Here is a 21,003-nt window from a genome sequence, read left to right on the forward strand (position 1 = left end):
CGGCCGGTCGGGGGTTGCGGCCGGACGGCGGCGACACCGGGCGCGGCGGCGCGGCGGTCGGCGGCTGGCCCGCGGCGGGGGGCTGGGTCGGACGCGGGCCGGTGCTCGGCGGCGTCCACCCGGGCGGCGGGGAGCTCGGACTCGCCGCGGGAGGTGCGGGGCGCGGGTTGCGTCCCGAGGGCTGCGCGGTGCGCGGCCCGGAGTCGGGGGTGGTCCAGGGTTGCGCCGCCTCGGACGGCGGTGCCTGGGGAGCCCGGGTGCGTCGTCCGGACTGCTCGACCTGGGCCGGCTGGGACGCCGAACGCGGCGGCGCGGCCTGGGTCGCCTGCGCGGCCTGGGGCGGCTCGGCTTGCGGGGGTTCGGCCGCGGCGCGCCGGTGACCGGAGGTCTGCGGCGTCGCCTGGCCGGGTGCCTTGCCGTTCTTGGCCAGCAGGTCTATGACTCGGGTTCCGCCGGTGCCGTCTTCGGAGAGTGCGCGCCGACGGCGGCCGCTGCCGGTCACGCCGGAGTCCTCATCGGAGGTACGCCGGTGCCCGAATTCGCCATGCCGGGGGTCCTGCGGCACGCGTCTTCCCTCCCACCTGCGTAAGTCACAACTGCTCTGCGAGTAATGCCCGCGACGCTCGATACCCCCCGACGTGTATCGCGCGGCGCCCTAGAGATAGTACGGCCGATCGCCCGAACTGACGATAGGACCGACAATTTCTTCACAATCTGTGCACGATCCCATCGGCTGGCTAGGCTTTCCTGGTCAACCGTGATAGGCCATCCAGCCTAGGGAACGCAACCATTCTTCTACCCTGTGTCTTTGAGCGGTAGCGATCAGTAGCCGGCCGCCTTGCGCTCCGATGAGCGGGATCTCCCCGCCGCGGCCCCAGCCAGCCGGACCTCGGCCCCCTTGCGGAAGGCGACCGCGTTCCGGCCCGCGCGCTTGGCCGCGTAGAGCAACGCGTCGGCGCTGATCAACTGCTGTTCTGCGGAGCCCCGCCCGGCGCAGGCGCCCCGTTCGTGCGCCACCCCGATGCTGATCGTCACACCCAGCCCCGGAACCAGCTGCGACCACGGGAACTGCTCAACCCGCTGTCGCGCCGACTCGCAGACCTGCACCGCGGAGTTGGGCAGGACGTCCGGCAGCACCAGGACGAACTCCTCCCCACCGTAGCGGGCGCAGAACGCCCCGTCGGGCAGCGCCTCCTGGAGCAGGTCCACCACGCGCTGCAGCACCCGGTCGCCGAGCAGGTGGCCGTGGGTGTCGTTGACCCGCTTGAACCAGTCCAGGTCGACCAGCGCCACCGCCAGCCCGCCGTCGGCCGAGGAGCGCTCGGCCAGCAGCTGCTCCAGCCGCTGATCGAGGTAGCGGCGGTTGTAGCAGGCGGTGAGGCTGTCGCGCAGGCTCTGCTCGCGGGCCTCGGCGTGCGCGCGGCGCAGCCGGTTCACCTCGTGGCGCAGCTGCTCGGGTTCCGGAGCCGACTCGCCCGAGGTCATCAGGTCCAGCGCGGAGCGCAGGTGGTGGTAGGCCTGGCGCCACTGGTTGCGCGAGGCGAGCAGCCGCGCGATCGACTCGTGCAGCTCGGCCATCCCGGCGCCGCCGGTCAGGTCCTCGCGGGAGCGCTGCTCGGGAGGCGTGACGTCCCAGCCGGTGAAGCTCTTGGGCAGTCCGGCCATCGCACCCACCTCCCGTCGTCGGTGTCCTTCGGGTGTGACGGAACGCTCGAGCCCGCCCGACGTCTTCGAGCAGTCGGTCCCCCGGGTCGACTGGATCGATGACGGGCTGTCCAGATGTGTACCGGGCCGAGGGGTGAATGCGAAAGCGAATCGGTTCGGACCCACCCGCACGGAGGAGCAAATCAGTGTCCGGTTCACGCTACGAGAGCGCAATCTCCCGCTCGCCATCGGGTGAATGCCTTGCGCGCGCAACAACTCGCGCGCTCGTGATCGCGAACGTGGCGGGGACGGCGCGGTTCTCAACCGGTCGGGCAGGGCGCGAAGGCGTAGGTCCTGCCGTCCAGGAGGACCACGTGCTGTGACCCGATCTGGTGACCGGTGGTGCTCCCCCCGGAGCGCGTGGTGACCTCCACGCCGATCGCCCAGATCTGCCCGCGCGGGACGGTTCCGTCCGGCGACCAGCCGGGGTCCGGGCGCAGCGTGGACATCGCCGGGTCCAGGCGCACCGTGGTGTCGCCGAGCTCGCAGTCCCGGGGGTAGTCCGGGTGCTGGGTGCGGGCGAAGAACTCCTGCTGCGCGCCCGGTCCCGCCCGGGCGGCCGCGTTGTTCTCGGCGAAGTAGCGCTGCACGGCTCCGCGCGCGTCGGCGTCGTCGGGTTGCGCCGAGCAGGCGGGCAGCGCGAGCAGGACCGCCAGCGCCGCCGGCCGGAACCGCACGCCTCAGCCGCCGCTGGAGTCGATCTCGGCGCTGAACGGGACGGCGAGGTCGTCCGGGTCGTCCAGCCAGCCTTCGGGCAGCACGACCTTGCCCGCCGAGCCCTGCCTGCCGCGCGGTCCCTCGGCGTCGGCCGGGAACGGCACGTCGTGGTCCAGCTTGCCGAGCAGGTCGTCGAGCTGGGCGAGGCTGGAGACCAGCCCGAAGCCCTGCCGCAGGTCCGAGCCGACCGGGAAGCCGCGCAAGTACTGCGACATGTGCTTGCGCAGGTCCCGCAGGCCCTTCTCCTCGCCCATGTGGTCGGCGAGCAGCTCGGCGTGCCTGCGCATCACCCGCGCGACCTCGCCCAGGTTCGGGCCCTCGGGGACCGGTTCGCCGCGGAAGGCGGCCTGCAGGTCGCGGAACAGCCAGGGCCTGCCCAGGCAGCCGCGCCCGACGACCACGCCGTCGCAGCCGGTCTCGCGCATCATCCGCTGCGCGTCGGCCGCGCTGAAGATGTCGCCGTTGCCCAGCACCGGGATCGAGGTGACGTGCTCCTTGAGCCGCGCGATCGCCGACCAGTCGGCGGTCCCGGAGTAGCGCTGCGAGGCGGTGCGGCCGTGCAGGGCCACCGCGGCGGCGCCGTTGTCCTCGGCCAGCCGCCCCGCGTCGAGGTAGGTGATGTGGTCGTCGTCGATGCCGATGCGGAACTTCACGGTCACCGGGATGCCCGCGGGCTCGGCGGCCCGCACGGCCTCCCGCACGATCTCGGCGAACAGCCTGCGCTTGTAGGGCAGCGCCGACCCACCGCCCTTGCGGGTGACCTTCGGGACGGGGCAGCCGAAGTTCATGTCCACGTGGTCGGCGAGGTCCTCCTCGACGATCATGCGGACGGCCTGGCCCATGGTCTGCGGGTCCACGCCGTAGAGCTGCATCGACCGCGGGTGCTCGTCCGGGTCGAAGGTGATCATCTCCATGGTCTTCGGGTGCCGTTCGACCAGCGCCCGACTGGTGATCATCTCGCAGACGTACAGCCCGGCCCCGTACTCGCGGCACAGGCGGCGGAAGGCGACGTTGGTGATCCCCGCCATCGGCGCGAGCACCACCGGCGGATCGACCTGGTGAGGCCCGATCCGCAGAGTCGTCGCGCCCGTCCCGGCGGGCAGGTCCACAGCGGTCATCGCGCCCATTATCCCCAACTCCCCGGAGCGCTGGTCCGTGACCTGCATCGCGACCCCCACCCCGCTCCCGCCCTCCGGATTCCCTCCCGATCCACCCCCCCCGATTCACCTCCCGATCGGGGTGGCGTTTCGGAGGGTTTTCCGGGGGTGGGCGGGGTGCTGGTCAGAAGTCCGCGGTGATGCAGGCCAGCCGGTCGCCGGCTTCGCCCGCCTCGCCGTGCGCGGAGCTCGTGCGGTGGGCGTGCAGGACCACCGACTGCGCGTCGCCCCTGGAGGAGAGGCTCCAGCTGCCCTCGGCGGTGGACTTGCCGTTGCCCTGGGCATCGGTGCGGAAGTCCAGCCAGACCTCGTTCTGCGGGTTGGCGAACGCCGGGTCGACCGAGGGCTTCACCGGGTCGGGCTTCTCCTGGTAGTGCGGGCCGGCTTCGTCCCCCTCCTGGCCGCACTGGTTGACGTGCACGTGGGCGCCGTAGTCGCGGTCGGGCCGCAGGCCCTGGGCTTCGAGGGCGACCCGGGTCTTGCCGTCGACCTGCTGGGAGCTGACCTTGATCCGGGAGCCGATCGGCACCTGCTCGGGGTCGTAGGTGATCGCGGAGACGGTCGGCTGGTACTTCTGGAACGTCCCGGAGGTCTCCTTGGGGGCCGGCGCCTGGCTCGTCGGGGGCGCTTGCTGCTGGGTGGTCTGCTGCCCGGGCTGCTGGTAACCGGCGTCGCCGCCCCCGCCTCCGCAGGCGACCAGCAGCGCGCTCGCGGCGCACAGGCCGAAGATCGAACCGGGCAGGCGTGTCCGCTGCATGGGTATCCGTCCTTAGCGTTTCGCCGACTGCTACCGCGCCGATTCTGCCCGGCTCGACCGGTTCGCGCGGAGATCTCGGGCGACCCGGTGCGTCGGCTCAGAAGTCCCGCGCGGTCTCGGCGGGCGTGCCGGAGGCCACCCGGCGCAGCTTGACGCGCCGGTGCAGGCGGATCAGCGGCCGGATCATCAGCTGGACGCTGCCGAGGACGAACAGCCAGGTGCCCGCCACGATCGTGGACTCCCAGAAGAACAGGACGCTGCCGATCAGGAACCACACCGCGATGAGCAGGTCGTTGACGATGCTCAGCACCTCGTAGCGCTGGCGGATGACGAGCTCTTCGTTGCCGATGTGCAGCAGCACGGTCCGGGAGCTCTCCCCGGGCGAGGGATCGGACATGATCCAACCGTGCCACGCCCGCGCGCCCGCGGCCGCCCGGTCCGGCGACGAGTTCCGGCGCAGCGCCCGGTCCGAACTCGTGAGGCCAGCTCGCGAGGAGGAAGCCCATGCCGGACCTCATGGTGGATCTCATCGTTTCGCTCGACGGTTGCGCGTCGGCCGAGGGCTGGCCCGGCTTCTGGGGCATGGAGGGGCCCGAGTACCTCACCTGGATCGGCGAGGACTCCGGCCTGCAGCACACCGCCCTGATGGGGGCGAGGACCTACCGGTTGATGTCCGGGTTCGTCGCAGAGATGCCCGACGACCCCGGCCTCGCCGCGCTGACCGCGGTGCCCAAGGTGGTCTTCTCCTCCACGCTGCGCGGGCCGCTGACGTGGGAGAACAGCGAACTCGGCGGAGGGGATGCGGTGGCGGCCGTGCGGGAGCTGAAGCGGAGAGGGTCGCGCCCGCTGCGCACCATCGGCAGCCTCGCGCTGTGCCGGTCGCTGCTGTCGGCCGCGCTGGTGGACCGCTTCCGGGTGGTCGTCTTCCCGGTCATCACCGGGGCCACCGGGCGGGAGCGCATCTTCGACGGCTATCCCGACGTCGCGCTCGACCTGCTCGAGAGCCGGACCTTCGACGGGAAGATCCAGCTGCTCGAGTACGCGCCACGGGTTCTCGACGGCCCGCCCGGCGCAGGGCAGTAGGCGGCCCGGCGCGGGAGCGGTGCCTTCGCCCCGACATCGGGCGGTCCGCGCGGGTATACCGTTGTCCCGTCGGATTCCCCTACTCGCGGACGTGGTGACCGGTGACCGTCAAAGTGGCCCTGCTCGACGACGAGGACCTCGTGCGCAGCGGGATCCGGATGATCCTCGAAGCGGACCCGGAGATCGAGGTCGTGGCCGAGGCCGCGGACGGCTCCGGGGTCGTCGAGCTCGTCGCCCGGCACCGCCCGCACGTGCTGCTCACCGACATCCAGATGCCGGGGGTGGGCGGTCTGGAGGTCACCAGGCGCGTCGCCGCGCTCCCCGACCCGCCCGCCGTGGCGGTGCTGACCACCTTCGACCTGGACGAGTACGTGCACGAGGCGCTGCGCGGCGGCGCGGCGGGGTTCCTGCTCAAGGACACGCGCCCGCGCGAGCTGGTCGCCGCGGTGCACACCCTCGCGGCCGGCGAGGCGATGCTCTCACCGCGGATCACCCGCAAGCTGCTGTCCGCGTTCTCCGCGGGCGGCACCGCGGTCCGCGACGCGAAGTCCAAGGTGGACGAGCTGACCGCGCGGGAGCGCGAGGTCGCGGTGGCGGTCGCGCAGGGCTCCAGCAACGCCGAGATCGCGGCCGATCTCTACATGAGCCAGTCCACCGTGAAGGTCCACATCGGACGGATCATGCAGAAGCTGGACGCGGTCAACCGCACCCAGGTCGCCATCATCACCCACGACGCCGGATTGGCCTGAGGCGCACGCGCGGGGGCGGGTGCGCGCACCCGCCCCCGCGACCCCCAGCGATCAGCAGCTCGCGGGCCGCCGGCGGTACGAGTCGCCCCGCCCGACGACGAACCACAGCAGGCTGCCCAGGAACGGCGCGATGAACGCGAACACCAGCCAGGCGATCTTCATCCCGCCGGTGTGCGGTGAGCCGAGGATGCTGACCAGTGCGGCCAGGAACAGCACCAGCCAGCCGAGCGCCACCAGAGCGACCAGCGCCAAGGTGCCGAACGCGAAGACCGGCGCCGGATCGGCGGCGAGGACGTGGGCCAGGGCCATGAGAAGTCTTCCTTCCACGAGGTTCGTTGCGACTCCAAGCTATGGCGGGGCGGGTGTCGCGGGCGTCCTCCTTCCCGCTCGACCGAACCTGGCCGAAGGTCGTACGCCAGTCGGCCGATGGGCGAAGTTCCGGCGGCCGGTGCGCGGCTAGAGTCGGCCCGGTGCTGGCCGATCGAGAACGCCTGCTGTCCTGGTGGGACGGCAAGCCGCGTTCGCTGCTCCTGGACCTCGCGGTGGCGCTGGTGTGCGTCGGCGGGCTCGACAGCGGCGGAACGCCGTGGGCCCTCGGCGCGCCGATCGTCGCCGGGCTGGGCCTGCTGGTGCGCCGGCGCTTCCCCGAGCTCGCGGTCGTCGCGTCGTTGCCCGCGGCGGTGATCCAGCCGCAACCGCTGCCCGCGGCGATCGCCCTGTACACCCTCGCCCGCCGCCGCGGCCCCGGGCGGCAGCTGTGGATCGCGGCACCGGTGGGCATCGCGATCGTGGTCGCCGCGGAGATGATCGCGCAGTCGGGCTGGCACGGCTTCCCGATCCTGCTGGGCATCGCGGTGAAGGCGGCGACCTACGGGGCCCCGGTGATGCTCGGCCTGTGGCTGCACCAGCGGCAGGTGCTGCTGGCGTCGGCGCGCGAGCGCATCGAGCGGGCCGAGCGGGAGCGCGCGCTGCTCGCCGAGCGGGCGGTGGCCGACGAGCGCAGGCGGATCGCCCGCGAGCTGCACGACGTCGTCGCCCACCGGGCCAGCGTGATGACCCTGCAGGCCGGGGCGCTCACGGTGCACGCGCCGGACGGCGCGACCGCCGAGAGCGCCGAGGTCATCCGGGAGAACAGCGCGAAGGCGCTCACCGAGCTGCGCGGCATGCTCCGGGTCCTGCGCGACGGCCCCGACGATCAGGGCGAGTCCGCTGCGCCCTCGGTGCGCGACATCGGATCGCTGGTCTCCGAGGCGGTCGCGGCCGGGTCGACCGTCGAGCTGCGGATGCCCGAGGAGCTGCCGGAGACCTCCGGCACCATCGGCCGCGCGGCGTACCGGGTGGTGCAGGAGTCGCTGACCAACGCGGCCCGGCACGCGCCGGGAGCAGCGGTGCGGGTCGGGGTGGAGGCGGAGCGGGACCTGGTGGTCACCGTCACCAACGAACCGCCCGGGACACCCGGCGAGGCGGCGGGTTCCGGCTACGGGCTGCTCGGGATGCGCGAGCGCGTCGAGCTCGCGGGCGGTTCGCTGCGCGCCGGGCCCGCCGGGGACGGCGGCTTCCGGGTGGCCGCGGTGCTCCCGCTGACCGAAAGTCGTACCGAACGCTAGCTGGAAGTCAGACGCCGGGAGCGCACCGGATTCGCGATTCTCGTTGCCGTGCGGGAAATCCACTCCGACATCCGGGAGAAGCGTTGATCTCCATCCAAGGTCTCACCAAGCGGTACGGCGACGAGGTCGCCGTGGACCACCTCAGCTGCACCGTCCGGCCGGGCGTGGTCACCGGATTCCTCGGGCCCAACGGCGCGGGCAAGTCCACGACCATGCGGCTGATGCTCGGGCTCGACCACGGCCTGGGCAGCGTCACCTTCGGGGGCAAGGCCTACCGGGAGCTGCCGAACCCGGTGCGCACCGTGGGCGTGCTGCTCGACGCGCGGGCCGTGCACCCGGGGCGCACGGCCCGGCAGCACCTGCGGATGATCGCCGCGGGCGCCGGGATCGACCGGCGACGGGTCGACGAGGTGCTCGGCGCGGTCGGGCTCGACGAGGCCGCCGCCCGCCGCATCGGCGGGTTCAGCCTCGGCATGCACCAGCGCCTGGGCATCGCCGCCGCGCTGCTCGGCGACCCCGAGCACGTGATCCTCGACGAACCGGCCAACGGGCTCGACCCGGAGGGCGTGCGCTGGATGCGCTCGCTGCTGCGCGAGCTGGCCGACGAGGGCCGGACGGTGTTCGTCTCGTCCCACCTGCTGTCCGAGATGGCCCAGCTGGCCGACGATCTCGTGGTCATCGGCGAGGGCAGGCTGCTGGCGGCCGAGCCGGTCGCCGACTTCGTCGACGCGCACACCCGCACCCACGTGGTGGTGCGCACCGCCCAGGCCGACCGGTTCCGGGACTGGTTGGGCCGGGCCGGTTTCCAGGTGCGCCGCGAGGAGCCCGACGTGCTGGTGGTCGAGGGGGCCGACGTGGACGAGGTCAACGAGGCCGCCCGCCTCGCCGAAGTCCCGGTCCGGGAGCTGCACACGAGCCGCAGCAGCCTGGAGGACGCCTTCCTGCACGCCACCGCCGACACCACGACCTACCGGGGAGAAGCAGCATGACCGCGCAGACGATCGACCGGGTGGAACTGCCGCCCGCGGACCGCGCACCGGGCTTCGGGCGCGCCCTCGCCTACGAGCTGGCCGCCTTCCGGACCGTGCGCGCCAACTGGGCGCTGATGGCCGCGGCGCTGGTGATCCAGGTCCTGCTCACCGCGTTCGCGCACGATTCGCGGGACCACGGCGACATCACCTTCGAGAAGACCCTCTCGGTGGCGTGGGTGTTCAGCGCGCTGATCGCCGCGCTGGGGGTCAACGCCTTCGGCACCGAGTACCGGTACCGCACGATCATCACGACCGCGCTCACCGTGCGCTCGCGGGCGCACGTGCTGCTGGCGAAGGCGATCACGGTGGTGGTCGCAGCGGTGGTCGCCCAGGCTGTCGCGCTCGCTGCGTCCTGGCTGGTGCTCGCCGTGCTCCTGGGCGCGGCGCCGACGGTGCCCACCTCGCTGGCGCTCGGCACCGGGATGCTCTGCTACATCGCGCTGGTCACGCTGATCGGCCTCGCGCTGGCCGGGCTGGTGCGCGGCTCGGTGCTGCCGATCGGCCTGCTGGTGGTGTGGCCGGAGGTGGAGATGTTCCTGATCAACCGGCTGGACCTGCCGCGGCCGCTGCTGACCGCGCTGGAGCCCTTCTACTCGGCGCGCAGCCTCATCGCCCCGGACCCGGACTGGCCGATGGTGCTGCCGATGCTGGTGCTGGCGGCGGTGCTGCTCGGCGCGACCGCCTTGGTCCTGAGCCGCCGGGACGCTTGAGTACCGTGCGCGGGGTGAGCGAACGGCGGTGGCTGGCGTGGTGGGGCGGTTCCCCGCGGTCGCTGCTGTTCGACGTCCTGGTGGCGCTGGGCCCGATCGCCGGCGAGCTCTACTCGCACGGCGGGCGGCTGCCCGACTCCTCGCCGCAGGCGCTGGCCGCGCTCGTCGCGAGCTTCTGCGCGCTGCTGGTGCGGCGCCGCTTCCCGCTCCCGGTGGCCGTGGTCGCCGCGCTGGTGAACCTGCCCGCCGGGAACGTCGTCGGGGTCGCCCAGATCGCCCTGTACACGGTGGCCGGCCGGCGCGGGCCCGGCGCGGCGACCTGGACGGCGGCCGCGGTGAACGCGCTGGCCAGCGCCTTCGTGATGAACTGGCACCTGGCGTCGGTGGTCAGCGGGCTGCTGTTCGTGGGCGTCCCGGTGCTGCTCGGCCTGTGGGTGTACGGCCGCCAGCGGGTGCTGGCCGACTACGACGAGCGCGCCGAGCAGGTCGAGCGGGAGCGGGAGCTGCTCGCCGAACGCGCGGTCGTCGCCGAGCGCCGCGAGATCGCCAGGGAGATGCACGACGTCGTCGCGCACCGCATCGGCGTGGTCTCGCGGCGCGCGGAGGCGCTGGCGGCCAACGCCCCGGACGAGCGCAGCGCCGAGCTCGCCGAGATCATCCGAAGCACCGGCGAGACGGCCATGACCGAGCTCCACGACATGCTCCGCGCCCTGCGCGACGACACCGGGACCGACCCGGCGGCCGGCGACCTCACCGGCATCGCCGACCTGGTCGAGGACGCGAAGCGCGCCGGTGAGAACGTCCAGCTGACCACGCCCGACCAGCTGCCGGAGGTGTCCCCGGAGGTGGCCAGGGCCGCCTACCGCGTGGTCCAGGAATCCCTCACCAACGCCGCCAAGCACGCCCCGCACGCGGCGGTCCACGCCGAGCTGACCACCGACGAGCACAGCCTCACGATCACGGTCACCAACCGCCGCAGCCCCAAGACCCGGCCCACGGCCCTCCCCACCTCCGGCTTCGGCCTGGTCGGCATGCGCGAACGAGTCGTCCTCACCGGCGGCAAGCTCCACACCACCAGAACCCCGGAAGGCGGCTACCAGGTCCGAGCCCACCTCCCGCACCACCCGGACCTCGCAGTTCGGCCTGAAACTTCACCCCACGAGGGGTGAAGCTTCAGGCCAAACCGCGGGATCCCGCGCGGAGGTCCCGCGTTGGCCGCTCAGCCGACCGCGACGCCCGCGGCACGGAGCTCGGACACGGCCGCTTCGTCGCCGCCGGGGTGCGCCCCGACGAACGCGGTAGCGCCGCGGACGACGGTGGCGGAATAGCCGAGCCGGAGCGCGTCCCGCGCCGTGGCGGCGACGCAGACGTCGGCAGCGATGCCGACGACGACTATGGAGCGAACCCCGGACTCGCGGAGCAGCCCGGCCAGCGGGCTCAACCCGCCCGCGCCCGGTCCGCGCCCGGAATCGAGCACGAAACCCGAGAAGCCGCCGCTCCTCCCGGGGCCTTTCGGCACGACCGTTCCCCGCACGTCGAGCTCCGGGTGCAGGTCAAGCGCCGGAGCGTCGGTCGGTGAATCGTCGGGTGCGACGTCGCGCGTGAAGTACACGGGCCATCCCCGCTCGTGAGCTGTCGCGATCTGGTCGTTCACCGCGTCGATGACTCCTTCACCGCCGATGTCCACGAACAGGTTCTGCATGTCGACCACGATCAGCGCGGTGTCCTGCTGCATGAGTCCTCCCGGTGTCGAGCGAGCAGAACGGTAGGACTTCGAGCCGACTGGAGGTCAACGCCGGCCGACGGCAATAGCGCGACTCGGGTCCTAAGGCCCTGCCCGTCGCGCGTGGACTGCATTCCAATCGACGCATGGCGTCGACCGCGCCGCGCGGGAGGAGGCAGTCATGTCGCTCAACCGTCCTTACCTGCTCGGCCCCGCTGAGGGCGAGGCGCTGTGGTTCCTCGGCAACCTCGTGACCGTCAAGGCGGGTGGTGCGCAGACCGGGGGCCGGCTCACGGCCGCGGAGTTCGTCAACGCACCCGGCTTCGCCCCGCCGCTGCACCGGCACCTGGTGGAGGACGAGGTCTTCTACCTCCTTTCGGGCACCGCCCGCTTCCTGTGCGAGGGGGAGGAGCTCGCAGCGGGCCCGGGGGACTTCGTGCTGCTCCCGGTCGGCCTGCCGCACACCTTCGTCGTCGGCTCGGAGGAGCCGATGCGCTGCCTGCAGCTCACCACCCCGTCCGGCTTCGAGGACTTCGCCACCGAGGTCAGCACCCCGGCCCTGGAGCGCAGGCTCCCCGACCCCGCCCCGATCGACCCGGCAGCCCTCGGTCACGCCGCCGCGGCCCACCACATCGAGCTCCTGGGCCCACCGCCGAACGCCGCCGCACCAGCCGAGCGGGGAGCCGCTGGCAACCCGTAGCCGCCAGGCGAGCACCCGGCGCTCGCGAGACGAGCACCGGGCGCGGAACTCAGAACGGTCTCGAATAGGAAAGGTGGGAGCAGCCACCGAAAAGAAACAACCCCAGGCCTTTGACCTGGGGTTTTGGTGGGGCGCCAGGGGATCGAACCCTGAACCCGCGGATTAAAAGTCCGCTGCTCTGCCAGTTGAGCTAACGCCCCGCGTGCCCAAGGTTACAAGGTCCGGATGATCTTCGTCGGCAAGGCTGGGCCAAGTCGGGCGCGTGTCACACCGGGTGGGTGCCTAGTGGTTGTCGCTCGTTCGGGCCGGTGCGCGGTCGTCGTGACGAGGGGCGCCGGGTGGTGCGTGCGGGGGATCGCCGGTGGCGAGGTCTTCGCTCGCGGGTCTCGCCACCGGCGATCTTCGCCCTTCGGCCGTGGTTCGCCGGAGCGTGCTCGGGCGGTGGTTAGTTCTCGGTGCGCAGCGGCGCGTCCCACGCCTCGAGGTCGCCTTCGTCCCAGTCGCCGTAGCTGGAGTTGGGCAGGACGATCCAGTCGCGCCCGATGTGCTCGATGTTGTCGGCCAGCAGCTCGGCGTCGCTGCTCTTACTCTCGCCGAAGGCGTCCCGGAAGTCGTGCAGGCTGTCGCCGACCAGCAGGGTGATCTCGTGGGTCTCGCTGACCACGGCGCGCCGCTCGTCCTTGCCGGGGGTCTGGTCCGAGTGGAGCAGGACGTTGTCCTCGCTCACCTGCGGCAGGCCGAGCCGGGTGAGGGTGTCGATCGTGTGCTTCTTGTTCTCCTCGTAGCGGTCCGAGATGTAGTAGATCGCGAAACCGCGCTCGTCGGCGTAGTCGAAGAACTCGGCTGCGCCCGGGATGAGCGCTGGGTCGCCCTCCCGCTCCCAGTGCTTCCAGGTGTCCCACGACGTGTAGTCGTGGCAGGCCTGGAGGTCGCGAGCGAGCAGGGCGGTGTTGTCGAGCACGGTTTCGTCGAGGTCGACGACGACCGCCTTCTTCGCGTTCTGCTGCGGAGGCCCGGCCTTCGCGGACAGCCGGTCCTGGGCGAGCAGCCAGGCCTGGCGCTGCATCGCGTCGACGGTGGGTGACTGCTGGTAGCGCAGACCCATCGAGTACTCCTTGATCGGGCAGTCCTCGGTCCGGTTCCCGGCCGCGTTCGCGGTGGTTGTCTGACCGGCCGACTCGTCCGCGGCGGCCGGCGCGTTGCCGGTGCTGGCCGCGAGGCCGGTCACGAGAAGGCCGATGCTGGCCAGGCCAGCGATGACCTTGCCGGTCGCGGGCATGGGTCGAGTCCTCGTCCGGGGATGTCTAGACATAGTTGTACAATTGTACACATCCTGGGTGCTGATGTCCAGGTGGTCGCTGATCTTCCCAGCTAGAGCCGCTTTTCGAGCAGGGTCGCGCTGAACCAGCCGTGCTCGAAGTCCTTTCGGCCCACCTCGGTGAAGCCGCGGGCGCGGTAGTAGGCGCGGAGGGCGGTGTTGGATTCCGCGCAGTCCAGGCGCAGGAGCTCGGCGCCTCCGGCCCGGCCGCGCTCGGCCGCCCAGCGCAGCAGGGTGTCGCCGAGGCCTCGGCCCGCGGCGGCGCGGTCGACCATGAGGCCGTGGACGTAGGCGGCCGGGGCGGGGTCCTCGCCCCAGATCTGCGGGTCGGTGCGCAGGTGGCGGAGCGCGGCGTCGATGGTTCCGCCGCGGCGCAGGACGTGCCAGTCGCCGCGGGCCACCTGCTCGGCGATCTCCTGCTCGGGGACCTCGCCGGGGCGCCACTGGTCGATTCCCCTGCCGTGCAGCCAGTTCTCGAGCTGGCGGCGCAGGCGGTGCAGGGGGCGAACGTCGGCGGGGCATGCGGGTTCGAGCACGGTCCGACGCTAGTGGACGTTCGATTTCGTCGGCCACCTTTTTGCCGAGAACTCTTGCCCCAATGCGGAACTCGACAAAGCGGTTTCCGAACCCCTTGTCCGGGACGGGTGTTCCGTTCCGCCCTCCGCGAGGCGACCGCGGTGGTGGCGTCCGCCAACGCCTACTGGTCGTCCGACGAGCACTACGCCACCGAGGAGGAGTGCGTCTTCGCGCTGGCCGAGGTGCTGCGCGAGGGGTACCGCGCGATCGTGGACAGCGGGTTGTGCTGCAGGGTCGACCCCGCGGTGCTGATGCGCCAGCGGCGACGCGATCCTGTCCTCGGGCGACAGCTGGGACGCGGGTTCGCCCAGAGGGCTCTCGCGTCGCGGGTGCACCAGGAGGCCCAGTGGGCGGAGTTGCGGTCGCTCTCCGCGGGCGCGCGCTCGGGGCGCCGGGAGTTCCGGGGCCGGTAGCGAGCGGGCGTTCGCGCGATCGGGGACTTCTCGTGTGAACCGGACGACTCGCCGCGCACTTCCGTACTCTGGGGAGGCATGGAGTTCAGCGGTGGGGTGTACCTGGTGATCGCCGGGTGGGGCGCGATGGCGCCCGACTGGGTGCAGTGGTCGGCGCTGGTTGCGACGCAGGGGATCCTGGTCGCCTTCGTCGTGCTCGCCGGGCTCGCCTGGTGGCGAGCGGACCGGCGCGCGCGGGCGCTGGCCGCGATGCTGCTCGGCGGTGTCGCGTCGTGGTTCGCCGTCGACCTGGTCAAGGGGTTCTTCCAGGCGGAACGGCCCTGCCGCGCCTACCTCGTGCAGACCGTCGAGCGCTGCGCCGACGTGAGCCACTGGTCGTTCCCCAGCGGCCACGCCGCGACCGCCGGTGGTTTCGCGGTGGCCATCGCGGTGTTCTGGCGGCGCGCGGTGTGGCTGCTGGCCGTGCTCGCGCTGCTGGAGGCGTTCCTGCGGGTGTTCATCGGCGTGCACTACCCGCACGACGTGCTGATCGGGCTGCTGTTCGGCGGCCTCATCGGCCTGCTCGCCGCGGCAGCTGGTAAGCCCAGTGCCAGGCGGCCTCCAGCGGTCCGCGCCGGTGGTGGCGCAACCACCACGTCGACAGGAGCATGAGCGCTGTGCAGATCAGCGCCCACGCGGTGATGGTCCACCACGGCCGCCATGCCTCCAGCCGCACCGCGAGCCCCAGCCCCCAGCCGTAGCAGAGCGTCGCGGCGACCAGGTTCTGGAACACGTAGCAGCTCAGCGCGGTGCGCCCGACCGAGGTGACGCCGCGGTGCAGCGGTCCGGTGCCGCGCACCAGGCTCGGGATCAGCCCGAGCAGGCCGAGCGCGACCAGGGGCGGCAGCACGTAGCGGTCGACCATGAACCAGCCCGGCCCGGCGACGGCGGTGAGCAGGTTCAGCGGCGCTCCGACGCCGAAGCCCACGAGCATCAACCGGTTGCGCAGCCGCTGCCCGCCGGCGGCGAACACCCCGGCGCGGTGCAGCTTCGCCCCGAGCAGGAACAGCGCGATCGACATCGGCACGATGAAGATCGCCTCCAGCCGGTAGGCGAGCCACTGGTCGGCCCGCGCGGCGACCTGCGCCGGCCAGCTGCCGTGCGAGTAGAGGTCGGTGGGCTCGGTGCGCAGCGCTGCGCTCCGGCCGAGCAGCGCTGCGGTGACCAGGCCGATGAAGGCCAGGTGCAGCGCGGTCATCGCGCCGATCCACCGGTTCACCGCCCGCTCGCTGCGGCCGATCAGGTGGGCCACCAGCACCGAGGTGACCGCGTAGCTCATCAGCACGTCGAACTCGAAGATCAGCAGGTAGTGCAGCAGCCCCTCGACGAACAGCAGCGCGGCGCGCCACAGGTACCGGCCGGGCCACCGCGCGCCGCGCCGCAGCGCCGAGCGGTACTGCAGCTCCAGGCCGACGCCGAACAGCAGGGTCAGCAGCGCCAGGAACTTGCCGTTGGCCAGGGTGCGCAGCGCGGTTTCCACCGCGCCCGCGAAGGTCGACGGGTCGGCGGCCGGCAGCAGGGCCGCCGGGCCGTTCGGATCGGTGAACATCCAGATGTTGGTGCCGAGCGTGCCGAAGATGGCCACGCCGCGCACCACGTCGACGGCGGTTATCCGGGAAGGCGGTGCCTGCACCCGCGTCATCGGTGACCCCCAGGACTACGTCACGTTCGGTTACGATGCAGACGCATGGTAAACAGCGGTCGAGCAGCTTTGCAATGCGACCGCATTGGAAAGGTTGAGAGTTGCCCAAGAAGGTGGACCACGAGGCGAGGCGGAACCAGATCTCCGAGGCGCTGATGCGCCTGGCCAGCAGGGGCGGGCTGGAAGCGGTGAGCTTGCGCGACGTCGCCGCCGAGGCCGGCGTGTCGATGGGCGCGGTGCAGCACTACTTCAAGAGCAAGGACGAGATGCTCGAGCACGCGATGGAGCACGTCAACTCCCGCGCCGAGCAGCGCATCAGGTCGCGCTTCGACGTCGCCGACCGCGTCCCGCGCCCGCGCGAGGTCATCCGGACCCTGATGCTGGAGATGCTGGCGCTGTCCGAGGAGAGCCGCACCGAGTTCCTCACCGCGGTGTCCTTCTTCGTGCGCGCCTCGGTCTCGCCCCGGCTGGCCGAGATCTACCGCCGGGACTGGCCGCAGCTGGAGCAGTGGGTGGCCGCCGAGCTGCGCCGCGCCCAGGAGGCCGGCGAGCTGGCCGCCGACCGCGATCTGCAGCTGGAGGCGGAACTGCTGGTCACCGTCCCGGACGGGTTGTCGTTCGGGCTGCTGCTGGGCCACCGGTCCCCGGAGCGGGCGGTGGCCGCGGTCGATCACTACCTCGGTCGGCTCTTCGGCGATTCGGGATCGGGCAGCTCGGCGTAGATCAGCGGGCCCTCGACCGCGGAGGCGGCGCCGCCGGTGGTCTCGGCCAGCCAGGCGTCGAACTCGGCGAGCGCGTCCAGCGGCACGTTGACCCGGAAGGTCACCGCGGCCTCGTAGGAGGTGTCGGCGACCTGGTAGCCGGCCGAGCGCAGCTCGTTGTCCAGGCTGCCCGCCAGCACGTAGTCGGCTTCCACCGACATCACCCGCACCGGCCTGCGCACCAGGGTTCCCACCTGCTCCAGCGCCTCGGAGACCGCCCCGCCGTAGGCGCGGACCAGCCCGCCCGCGCCGAGCTTGACGCCGCCGAAGTACCGGGTGACCACCGCGGCCACGTTGGTCAGCTCGTTGCGCTTGAGCACCTCCAGCATCGGCACGCCCGCGGTCCCCGCGGGTTCGCCGTCGTCGCTGGACTTCTGGATCTCACCGGAGTCGCCGAGCACGAACGCCGAGCAGTTGTGCCGGGCGTCGTGGAAGGCCTTGCGGCGCTGCTGGACGAACTCGCGAGCCCGCTCCTCGTCGGTCACCCGCGCCAGCGCGCAGATGAACCGGGAGCGCTTGATCTCGATCTCGTGCTCGCCGTCCCGCTCGATGGTGCGCAATCGGTCCCCTCTCCCCGCGGGCATCTTCCCATCGAGCGGAAACCGCACGTCGATGTGGTGATTTGCATAGAAGGGGAAGGCGAGTTCCCTCCCGGAAGTCCGGGCACGTACCGTCCACCCTCATGGAGCAATCATCGAGCCCGTTTGAACCAGGCGTGCGGGTGCGTGCCACGTTCGGCCGGTTCCGTGATCAGGTGGGCACGGTGGTGGAAACGGCCACCGGCCTGCCCGAGGTGTTCGAAGGCCCCTGCCTGTGGGTCCGCTTCGACGACGCGGAGGAGCCGGGACTGGTCGCCGGCCGCTTCCTCGAACAGGCGGCGTAGACGTCCTGGCGATCGCGGGTGGTTGTGACCGCGCGCAGCCACAACCACCCGGACGATGATCAGCCCCAGACCTCCGCGGCGGTCTCCACGATCAGCCGCAGCTTGGCCACCTCGTCGTCGAAGGTCAGCGAGTTCCCGTCCTTGGTGGAGGCGAACCCGCACTGCGGCGACAGGCAGAGCTGGTCCAGGTCGACGTACTTGGCGGCCTCGTCGATCTTGCGCTTGAGGTCGTCCTTGGACTCCAGCTCGCCGCGCTTGGTGGTCACCAGCCCGAGCACCACCTGCTTGCCCTCGGGCACGTAGCGCAGCGGGGCGAAGGTCCCCGAGCGCTCGTCGTCGAACTCCAGGAAGAAGCCGTCCACCTGCAGCTCGTTGAACAGGGCCTCGGCCACGAAGTCGTAACCGCCCTCGGCCGCCCAGGACGAGCGGAAGTTGCCGCGGCACATGTGCGTGGTCACCGACAGCGTGTCCGGCCGCTCCTTGAGCGATTCGTTGATCAGCTGGATCGTCTGCAGGTGCGCGTGCTCGGCGTCATCCCCCCGGTCGCGCAGCATCTCCCGCTGCTTGGGGTCGTTGAGGTAGGCCAGGCTGGTGTCGTCGAGCTGCAGGTAGTGGCAGCCCAGGTCGGCCAGCGCGCGCACCTCGGCCCGGTAGGCCGCGGCCAGGTCGGCGCGGAACTCCGCCAGGTCCGGGTAGACCTCGGTGTCGATGGCCGCGCGCCCGCCCCGGTAGTGCAGCATCCCCGGCGAGGGGATGGTCAGCTTCGGGGTGGCGGTGGTGGTCTGCTTGCTCAGGTAGGTGAACGCGTCGGCGAAGATCGTGCCGTTGAGCTTGATCTTGTCGTTGACCCGCAGGTCCGGCGTGACGAACTCGATGTCGCCCTCGGCGTTGTGGAACTGGACCTTCAGGTCGGCGTCGTCGACCCGCTCGACGCCGTCGAGCTGGTAGAGGAAGTCCATGTGCCAGGACGACCGGCGGAACTCGCCGTCGGTGGCGCTCTGCAGCCCGATCTCCTCCTGGGCCTTGACCACGGAGGTGATCGACTCGTCCTCGATACGATGCAGCTCGGCGTCGTCGATGCGGCCTGCCGCGTGGTCCTCCCGGGCCTGCAGGAGGCGCTCCGGGCGGAGCAGGCTGCCGACGTGGTCGGCGCGGAACGGTGGTGCGACTCGTGGGCTCATGGCAGGCAACATAGTTCGCGTGCACGGGCGTGCATAGGTCGCTTTTCAACATTCGGAAAGGGCCTTGCGCGGGGTTCGCGAAACCGGGTTCGCGCTGGTCATGCACGTCGTGTGACCAACGACAATTCGGTACATCCGGTCGAGTGGATAAAATTGCGTGGGCAGCAGCGCCGGGATGACGGATGGAGACGATGCGGGTTCTCGTAGTCGGGGCCGGAGTCGGAGGGCTCGCCATCGCCAACGGCCTGCTAGGCAAGGGCCATGACGTGCACGTGTACGAGCACGCCGAGGCGCTGCGCACCACGGGTGCGGGCATCACGGTCTGGAGCAACGGCACCGCCGCGCTGCGCGAGCTCGGCGTGGACATCGAGCAGCTCGGCAGACCGCTGCGCAGCCTGCGCTCGCTGGCCGACTCGGGGCGCCTGCTGTGGGAGGCCGACCTCGACGAGGTCACCGAGAAGCTGGGCTCGCCCACCGTGCAGATCCCCCGGCGCACGCTGATCTCGGCGATGGCCGCGGCGCTGCCCGCCGAGCGCCTGCACTTCGACCGCCGCTGCGTGGCGGTCGCCGAGCACCCCGATCACGTCGAGGTCACCTTCGCCGACGGCGGCGTCGCCACGGGCGACCTGCTGATCGGCGCCGACGGCCAGCGCTCGGTGGTGCGCAAGGAGGTGCTGGGCGGCGACCCCGCCAAGCTCACCGGCTGGGCCAGCTGGCAGGGCCTGACCCGCAGCGAGCTGCCCGTGGCCTACGGCCACCAGACGCTCAACATCGCGGGCCGCAACGCGCACTGCGGGCTGATCCCGACCGGCGACGGCCTGCTGCACTGGTGGTTCGACATGCCCTGGCAGGAGGGCGACCCGGTGCTGGGCGTGGCCGAGCTGCGCGAGCACTTCCGCGGCTGGCCGGATCCGGTGGACCGGCTGCTGGCCTCGGTCACCGACGACGACCTGGGCTTCTTCCCGCACATCCGGCACAAGGTCCCGCAGGTGTGGGGCGGTGCGCGCAGCACCCTGCTGGGCGACGCGGTGCACGCGATGCCGCCCGCGGTGGCGCAGGCCGCCAACCAGACCATGGAGGACGCCTGGCTGCTCACCCAGTACCTCGGTGACGTCGAGGGCGCCCCGGCCGACCTGCTGCGCGCCTACGAGCGCGAGCGCCGCCCGCGCGCGCTGAAGGTCTCCCGCACCGCGCTGTTCACCTCGGCCCAGCGCCGCACGCCGATCCAGCGCCTCGCGGTGTTCCCTAAGTGGCTGGCCACCCGAAGCCAGGTCGCCACCCTGCGGGCGGGCAGCAACGTGCTGCGGGCGCTGACCCCGCCGCGCCCCGGCATCTCGATGGCCTGACGGTCCCGGAACGACGAAACCCCCGGCCAGCTGACCGGGGGTTTCGACGTGTCGCAGGTGCTCAGGCGCCCAGCTCGTCCGGGTGCGGGCCGACGCGCTCGCCGGTCTCCAGGGCGGTGATGGCCGCCATGTCGTCCTCGGCCAGCTCGAAGTCGAAGATCGAGATGTTGTCCTCGATCCGCGACGGGGTCACCGACTTCGGGATCGTGACGTTGCCCAGCTGGATGTGCCAGCGCAGCACGATCTGAGCCGGCGTCTTGCCGTACTTCTCGGACAGGTTGGTGATCGTCTCGCTGTCCAGCAGGCCGTTGTTGCGGCCCAGCGGGCTCCACGCCTCGGTCGCGATGTCGTGCTCGGCGTGGAACGCGCGCAGCTCGGCCTGCGGCAGGTTCGGGTGCAGCTCGATCTGGTTCAGCGCGGGCACCACGTCGGTCTCCTCGAACAGCCGACGCAGGTGGTGGATCTGGAAGTTCGAGACGCCGATGGCCTTGGCGCGGCCGCTCTTGTGGATCTCCTGGAAGGCCTTCCAGGTGTCGACGTAGAGGTCCTTGCCCGGGACCGGCCAGTGGATCAGGTACAGGTCCACGTAGTCCAGGCCCAGCCGGGCCAGGCTGTCGTCGAAGGCCTTGAGGGTGCTGTCGTAGCCCTGGTCGTCGTTCCACAGCTTGGTGGTGATGAACAGGTCCTCGCGGCTGATCCCCGATTCGGCGATCGCCTTGCCCACGCCCTCCTCGTTGCCGTACACCTTCGCCGTGTCGATGCTCCGGTAGCCGGCGTCCAGGGCGCTGCGGACCGGGTCGACGACCTCGTCCGCGGGGACCTGGAAGACGCCGTAACCGAGCTGCGGGATCGACGCGCCGGTGTTCAGCGTGATGTTCGGAACCTGTGTCATGTGGGTGTTTCCTC

The 21,003-nt window shown here is 71.6% G+C and carries 25 protein-coding genes, 1 tRNA gene and 1 pseudogene; 13 read left to right on the plus strand and 14 right to left on the minus strand.

The window, feature by feature from the left end; genetic code table 11:
• Nucleotides 1-380 (plus strand): annotated as a pseudogene (locus ACFQRI_RS08740) (hypothetical protein); the annotation flags it as partial.
• Nucleotides 381-822: 442 nt separating this feature from the next.
• Here the strand turns inward: ACFQRI_RS08740 and ACFQRI_RS08745 are convergent.
• The 5 genes from ACFQRI_RS08745 to ACFQRI_RS08765 all read right to left on the minus strand — a co-directional run bounded on the left by ACFQRI_RS08745 (nt 823) and on the right by ACFQRI_RS08765 (nt 4,732).
• Nucleotides 823-1,665 (minus strand): GGDEF domain-containing protein, encoded by an 843-nt coding sequence (locus tag ACFQRI_RS08745; protein WP_380666455.1) that lies wholly within the window; start codon nt 1,663-1,665, stop codon nt 823-825.
• 299 nt (nt 1,666-1,964) lie between these two features.
• On the minus strand, nt 1,965-2,381 hold the full coding sequence (locus ACFQRI_RS08750) for a hypothetical protein (protein ID WP_380666457.1): 417 nt from the start codon (nt 2,379-2,381) through the stop codon (nt 1,965-1,967).
• Nucleotides 2,382-2,384: 3 nt separating this feature from the next.
• The gene (gene dusB, locus ACFQRI_RS08755; RefSeq protein ID WP_380666459.1) at nt 2,385-3,539 is read right to left on the minus strand and encodes a tRNA dihydrouridine synthase DusB; all 1,155 of its coding nucleotides are present in this window, start codon (nt 3,537-3,539) and stop codon (nt 2,385-2,387) included.
• Between the two features lie 163 nt (nt 3,540-3,702).
• A complete protein-coding gene (locus ACFQRI_RS08760) occupies nt 3,703-4,335 on the minus strand; it encodes a superoxide dismutase family protein (protein ID WP_380666461.1) in 633 nt (210 codons plus the stop codon).
• A gap of 97 nt (nt 4,336-4,432) precedes the next feature.
• A complete protein-coding gene (locus ACFQRI_RS08765) occupies nt 4,433-4,732 on the minus strand; it encodes a YrhK family protein (protein ID WP_380666463.1) in 300 nt (99 codons plus the stop codon).
• A 107-nt stretch (nt 4,733-4,839) separates the two neighbouring features.
• Between ACFQRI_RS08765 and ACFQRI_RS08770 the strand changes: the two genes are divergently transcribed.
• Together ACFQRI_RS08770 and ACFQRI_RS08775 are read left to right on the plus strand one after the other, a co-directional pair.
• On the plus strand, nt 4,840-5,418 hold the full coding sequence (locus ACFQRI_RS08770) for a dihydrofolate reductase family protein (RefSeq protein ID WP_380666465.1): 579 nt from the start codon (nt 4,840-4,842) through the stop codon (nt 5,416-5,418).
• 101 nt (nt 5,419-5,519) lie between these two features.
• The gene (locus tag ACFQRI_RS08775) at nt 5,520-6,167 is read left to right on the plus strand and encodes a response regulator (RefSeq protein WP_380666467.1); all 648 of its coding nucleotides are present in this window, start codon (nt 5,520-5,522) and stop codon (nt 6,165-6,167) included.
• A 51-nt stretch (nt 6,168-6,218) separates the two neighbouring features.
• Here the strand turns inward: ACFQRI_RS08775 and ACFQRI_RS08780 are convergent, their stop codons facing one another.
• Nucleotides 6,219-6,476, minus strand: a complete 258-nt coding sequence (locus tag ACFQRI_RS08780) for a PLD nuclease N-terminal domain-containing protein (protein ID WP_380666469.1) — start codon at nt 6,474-6,476, stop codon at nt 6,219-6,221.
• Nucleotides 6,477-6,637: 161 nt separating this feature from the next.
• On the opposite strand from ACFQRI_RS08780, the gene ACFQRI_RS08785 reads away from it, so the two are divergent.
• The 4 genes from ACFQRI_RS08785 (at nt 6,638) to ACFQRI_RS08800 (ending at nt 10,684) form a co-directional block, all read left to right on the plus strand.
• Nucleotides 6,638-7,774, plus strand: a complete 1,137-nt coding sequence (locus tag ACFQRI_RS08785; protein ID WP_380666471.1) for a sensor histidine kinase — start codon at nt 6,638-6,640, stop codon at nt 7,772-7,774.
• Between the two features lie 83 nt (nt 7,775-7,857).
• Entirely contained in the window at nt 7,858-8,763 is a 906-nt protein-coding gene (locus tag ACFQRI_RS08790) for an ABC transporter ATP-binding protein (RefSeq protein ID WP_380666474.1), read from the plus strand.
• Nucleotides 8,760-9,515, plus strand: coding sequence for an ABC transporter permease (locus tag ACFQRI_RS08795; protein ID WP_380666476.1), 756 nt, complete (start codon nt 8,760-8,762; stop codon nt 9,513-9,515). The genes ACFQRI_RS08790 and ACFQRI_RS08795 overlap by 4 nt, the downstream gene beginning before the upstream one ends.
• 14 nt (nt 9,516-9,529) lie before the next feature.
• Nucleotides 9,530-10,684: a sensor histidine kinase gene (locus tag ACFQRI_RS08800; RefSeq protein ID WP_380666478.1), complete on the plus strand. Its 1,155-nt coding sequence runs from the start codon at nt 9,530-9,532 to the stop codon at nt 10,682-10,684.
• Between the two features lie 50 nt (nt 10,685-10,734).
• Here the strand turns inward: ACFQRI_RS08800 and ACFQRI_RS08805 are convergent, their stop codons facing one another.
• Complete coding sequence (locus ACFQRI_RS08805; protein ID WP_380666480.1) at nt 10,735-11,250, minus strand: cysteine hydrolase family protein; 516 nt, start codon at nt 11,248-11,250, stop codon at nt 10,735-10,737.
• Nucleotides 11,251-11,419: 169 nt separating this feature from the next.
• On the opposite strand from ACFQRI_RS08805, the gene ACFQRI_RS08810 reads away from it, so the two are divergent.
• Nucleotides 11,420-11,938, plus strand: coding sequence for a cupin domain-containing protein (locus tag ACFQRI_RS08810; RefSeq protein WP_380666482.1), 519 nt, complete (start codon nt 11,420-11,422; stop codon nt 11,936-11,938).
• A gap of 124 nt (nt 11,939-12,062) precedes the next feature.
• Here ACFQRI_RS08810 and ACFQRI_RS08815 read toward each other — a convergent pair.
• The 3 genes from ACFQRI_RS08815 to ACFQRI_RS08825 all read right to left on the minus strand — a co-directional run bounded on the left by ACFQRI_RS08815 (nt 12,063) and on the right by ACFQRI_RS08825 (nt 13,792).
• Nucleotides 12,063-12,138, minus strand: a tRNA-Lys gene (locus ACFQRI_RS08815).
• Between the two features lie 245 nt (nt 12,139-12,383).
• Nucleotides 12,384-13,217 (minus strand): 5'-nucleotidase, lipoprotein e(P4) family, encoded by an 834-nt coding sequence (locus tag ACFQRI_RS08820; RefSeq protein WP_380666484.1) that lies wholly within the window; start codon nt 13,215-13,217, stop codon nt 12,384-12,386.
• Nucleotides 13,218-13,309: 92 nt separating this feature from the next.
• Entirely contained in the window at nt 13,310-13,792 is a 483-nt protein-coding gene (locus ACFQRI_RS08825) for a GNAT family N-acetyltransferase (protein WP_380666486.1), read from the minus strand.
• Nucleotides 13,793-13,933: 141 nt separating this feature from the next.
• Here ACFQRI_RS08825 and ACFQRI_RS08830 point away from each other — a divergent pair, with 141 nt between their 5' ends.
• Together ACFQRI_RS08830 and ACFQRI_RS08835 are read left to right on the plus strand one after the other, a co-directional pair.
• Nucleotides 13,934-14,245, plus strand: coding sequence for a hypothetical protein (locus ACFQRI_RS08830; RefSeq protein ID WP_380666488.1), 312 nt, complete (start codon nt 13,934-13,936; stop codon nt 14,243-14,245).
• 78 nt (nt 14,246-14,323) lie between these two features.
• Entirely contained in the window at nt 14,324-14,896 is a 573-nt protein-coding gene (locus ACFQRI_RS08835; RefSeq protein ID WP_380666490.1) for a phosphatase PAP2 family protein, read from the plus strand.
• Here ACFQRI_RS08835 and ACFQRI_RS08840 read toward each other — a convergent pair.
• On the minus strand, nt 14,796-15,926 hold the full coding sequence (locus ACFQRI_RS08840) for a DUF418 domain-containing protein (protein WP_380666492.1): 1,131 nt from the start codon (nt 15,924-15,926) through the stop codon (nt 14,796-14,798). The two genes, ACFQRI_RS08835 and ACFQRI_RS08840, sit on opposite strands and share 101 nt — an antisense overlap.
• A gap of 101 nt (nt 15,927-16,027) precedes the next feature.
• Between ACFQRI_RS08840 and ACFQRI_RS08845 the strand changes: the two genes are divergently transcribed.
• Nucleotides 16,028-16,648 (plus strand): TetR/AcrR family transcriptional regulator, encoded by a 621-nt coding sequence (locus tag ACFQRI_RS08845; RefSeq protein WP_380666494.1) that lies wholly within the window; start codon nt 16,028-16,030, stop codon nt 16,646-16,648.
• Here the strand turns inward: ACFQRI_RS08845 and ACFQRI_RS08850 are convergent.
• Nucleotides 16,600-17,247, minus strand: coding sequence for a YigZ family protein (locus ACFQRI_RS08850; RefSeq protein WP_380666495.1), 648 nt, complete (start codon nt 17,245-17,247; stop codon nt 16,600-16,602). The genes ACFQRI_RS08845 and ACFQRI_RS08850 overlap by 49 nt on opposite strands.
• A gap of 122 nt (nt 17,248-17,369) precedes the next feature.
• Between ACFQRI_RS08850 and ACFQRI_RS08855 the strand changes: the two genes are divergently transcribed.
• Nucleotides 17,370-17,570, plus strand: a complete 201-nt coding sequence (locus ACFQRI_RS08855) for a hypothetical protein (protein ID WP_380666497.1) — start codon at nt 17,370-17,372, stop codon at nt 17,568-17,570.
• A 59-nt stretch (nt 17,571-17,629) separates the two neighbouring features.
• Here the strand turns inward: ACFQRI_RS08855 and ACFQRI_RS08860 are convergent, their stop codons facing one another.
• A complete protein-coding gene (locus tag ACFQRI_RS08860; protein ID WP_380666499.1) occupies nt 17,630-18,751 on the minus strand; it encodes a 5-methyltetrahydropteroyltriglutamate--homocysteine S-methyltransferase in 1,122 nt (373 codons plus the stop codon).
• A gap of 191 nt (nt 18,752-18,942) precedes the next feature.
• Here ACFQRI_RS08860 and ACFQRI_RS08865 point away from each other — a divergent pair, with 191 nt between their 5' ends.
• Nucleotides 18,943-20,097 carry an FAD-dependent monooxygenase gene (locus ACFQRI_RS08865; RefSeq protein WP_380666501.1) on the plus strand — a complete coding sequence of 385 codons (1,155 nt, stop codon included), beginning with the start codon at nt 18,943-18,945 and terminating at the stop codon, nt 20,095-20,097.
• A 61-nt stretch (nt 20,098-20,158) separates the two neighbouring features.
• On the opposite strand, the gene ACFQRI_RS08870 is transcribed toward ACFQRI_RS08865, so the two are convergent.
• The gene (locus tag ACFQRI_RS08870; RefSeq protein WP_380666503.1) at nt 20,159-20,989 is read right to left on the minus strand and encodes an aldo/keto reductase; all 831 of its coding nucleotides are present in this window, start codon (nt 20,987-20,989) and stop codon (nt 20,159-20,161) included.
• Nucleotides 20,990-21,003: the final 14 nt, after the last annotated feature.

The sequence above is a fragment of the Saccharopolyspora griseoalba genome (assembly GCF_042665275.1).
Lineage (GTDB): Bacteria > Actinomycetota > Actinomycetes > Mycobacteriales > Pseudonocardiaceae > Saccharopolyspora > Saccharopolyspora griseoalba.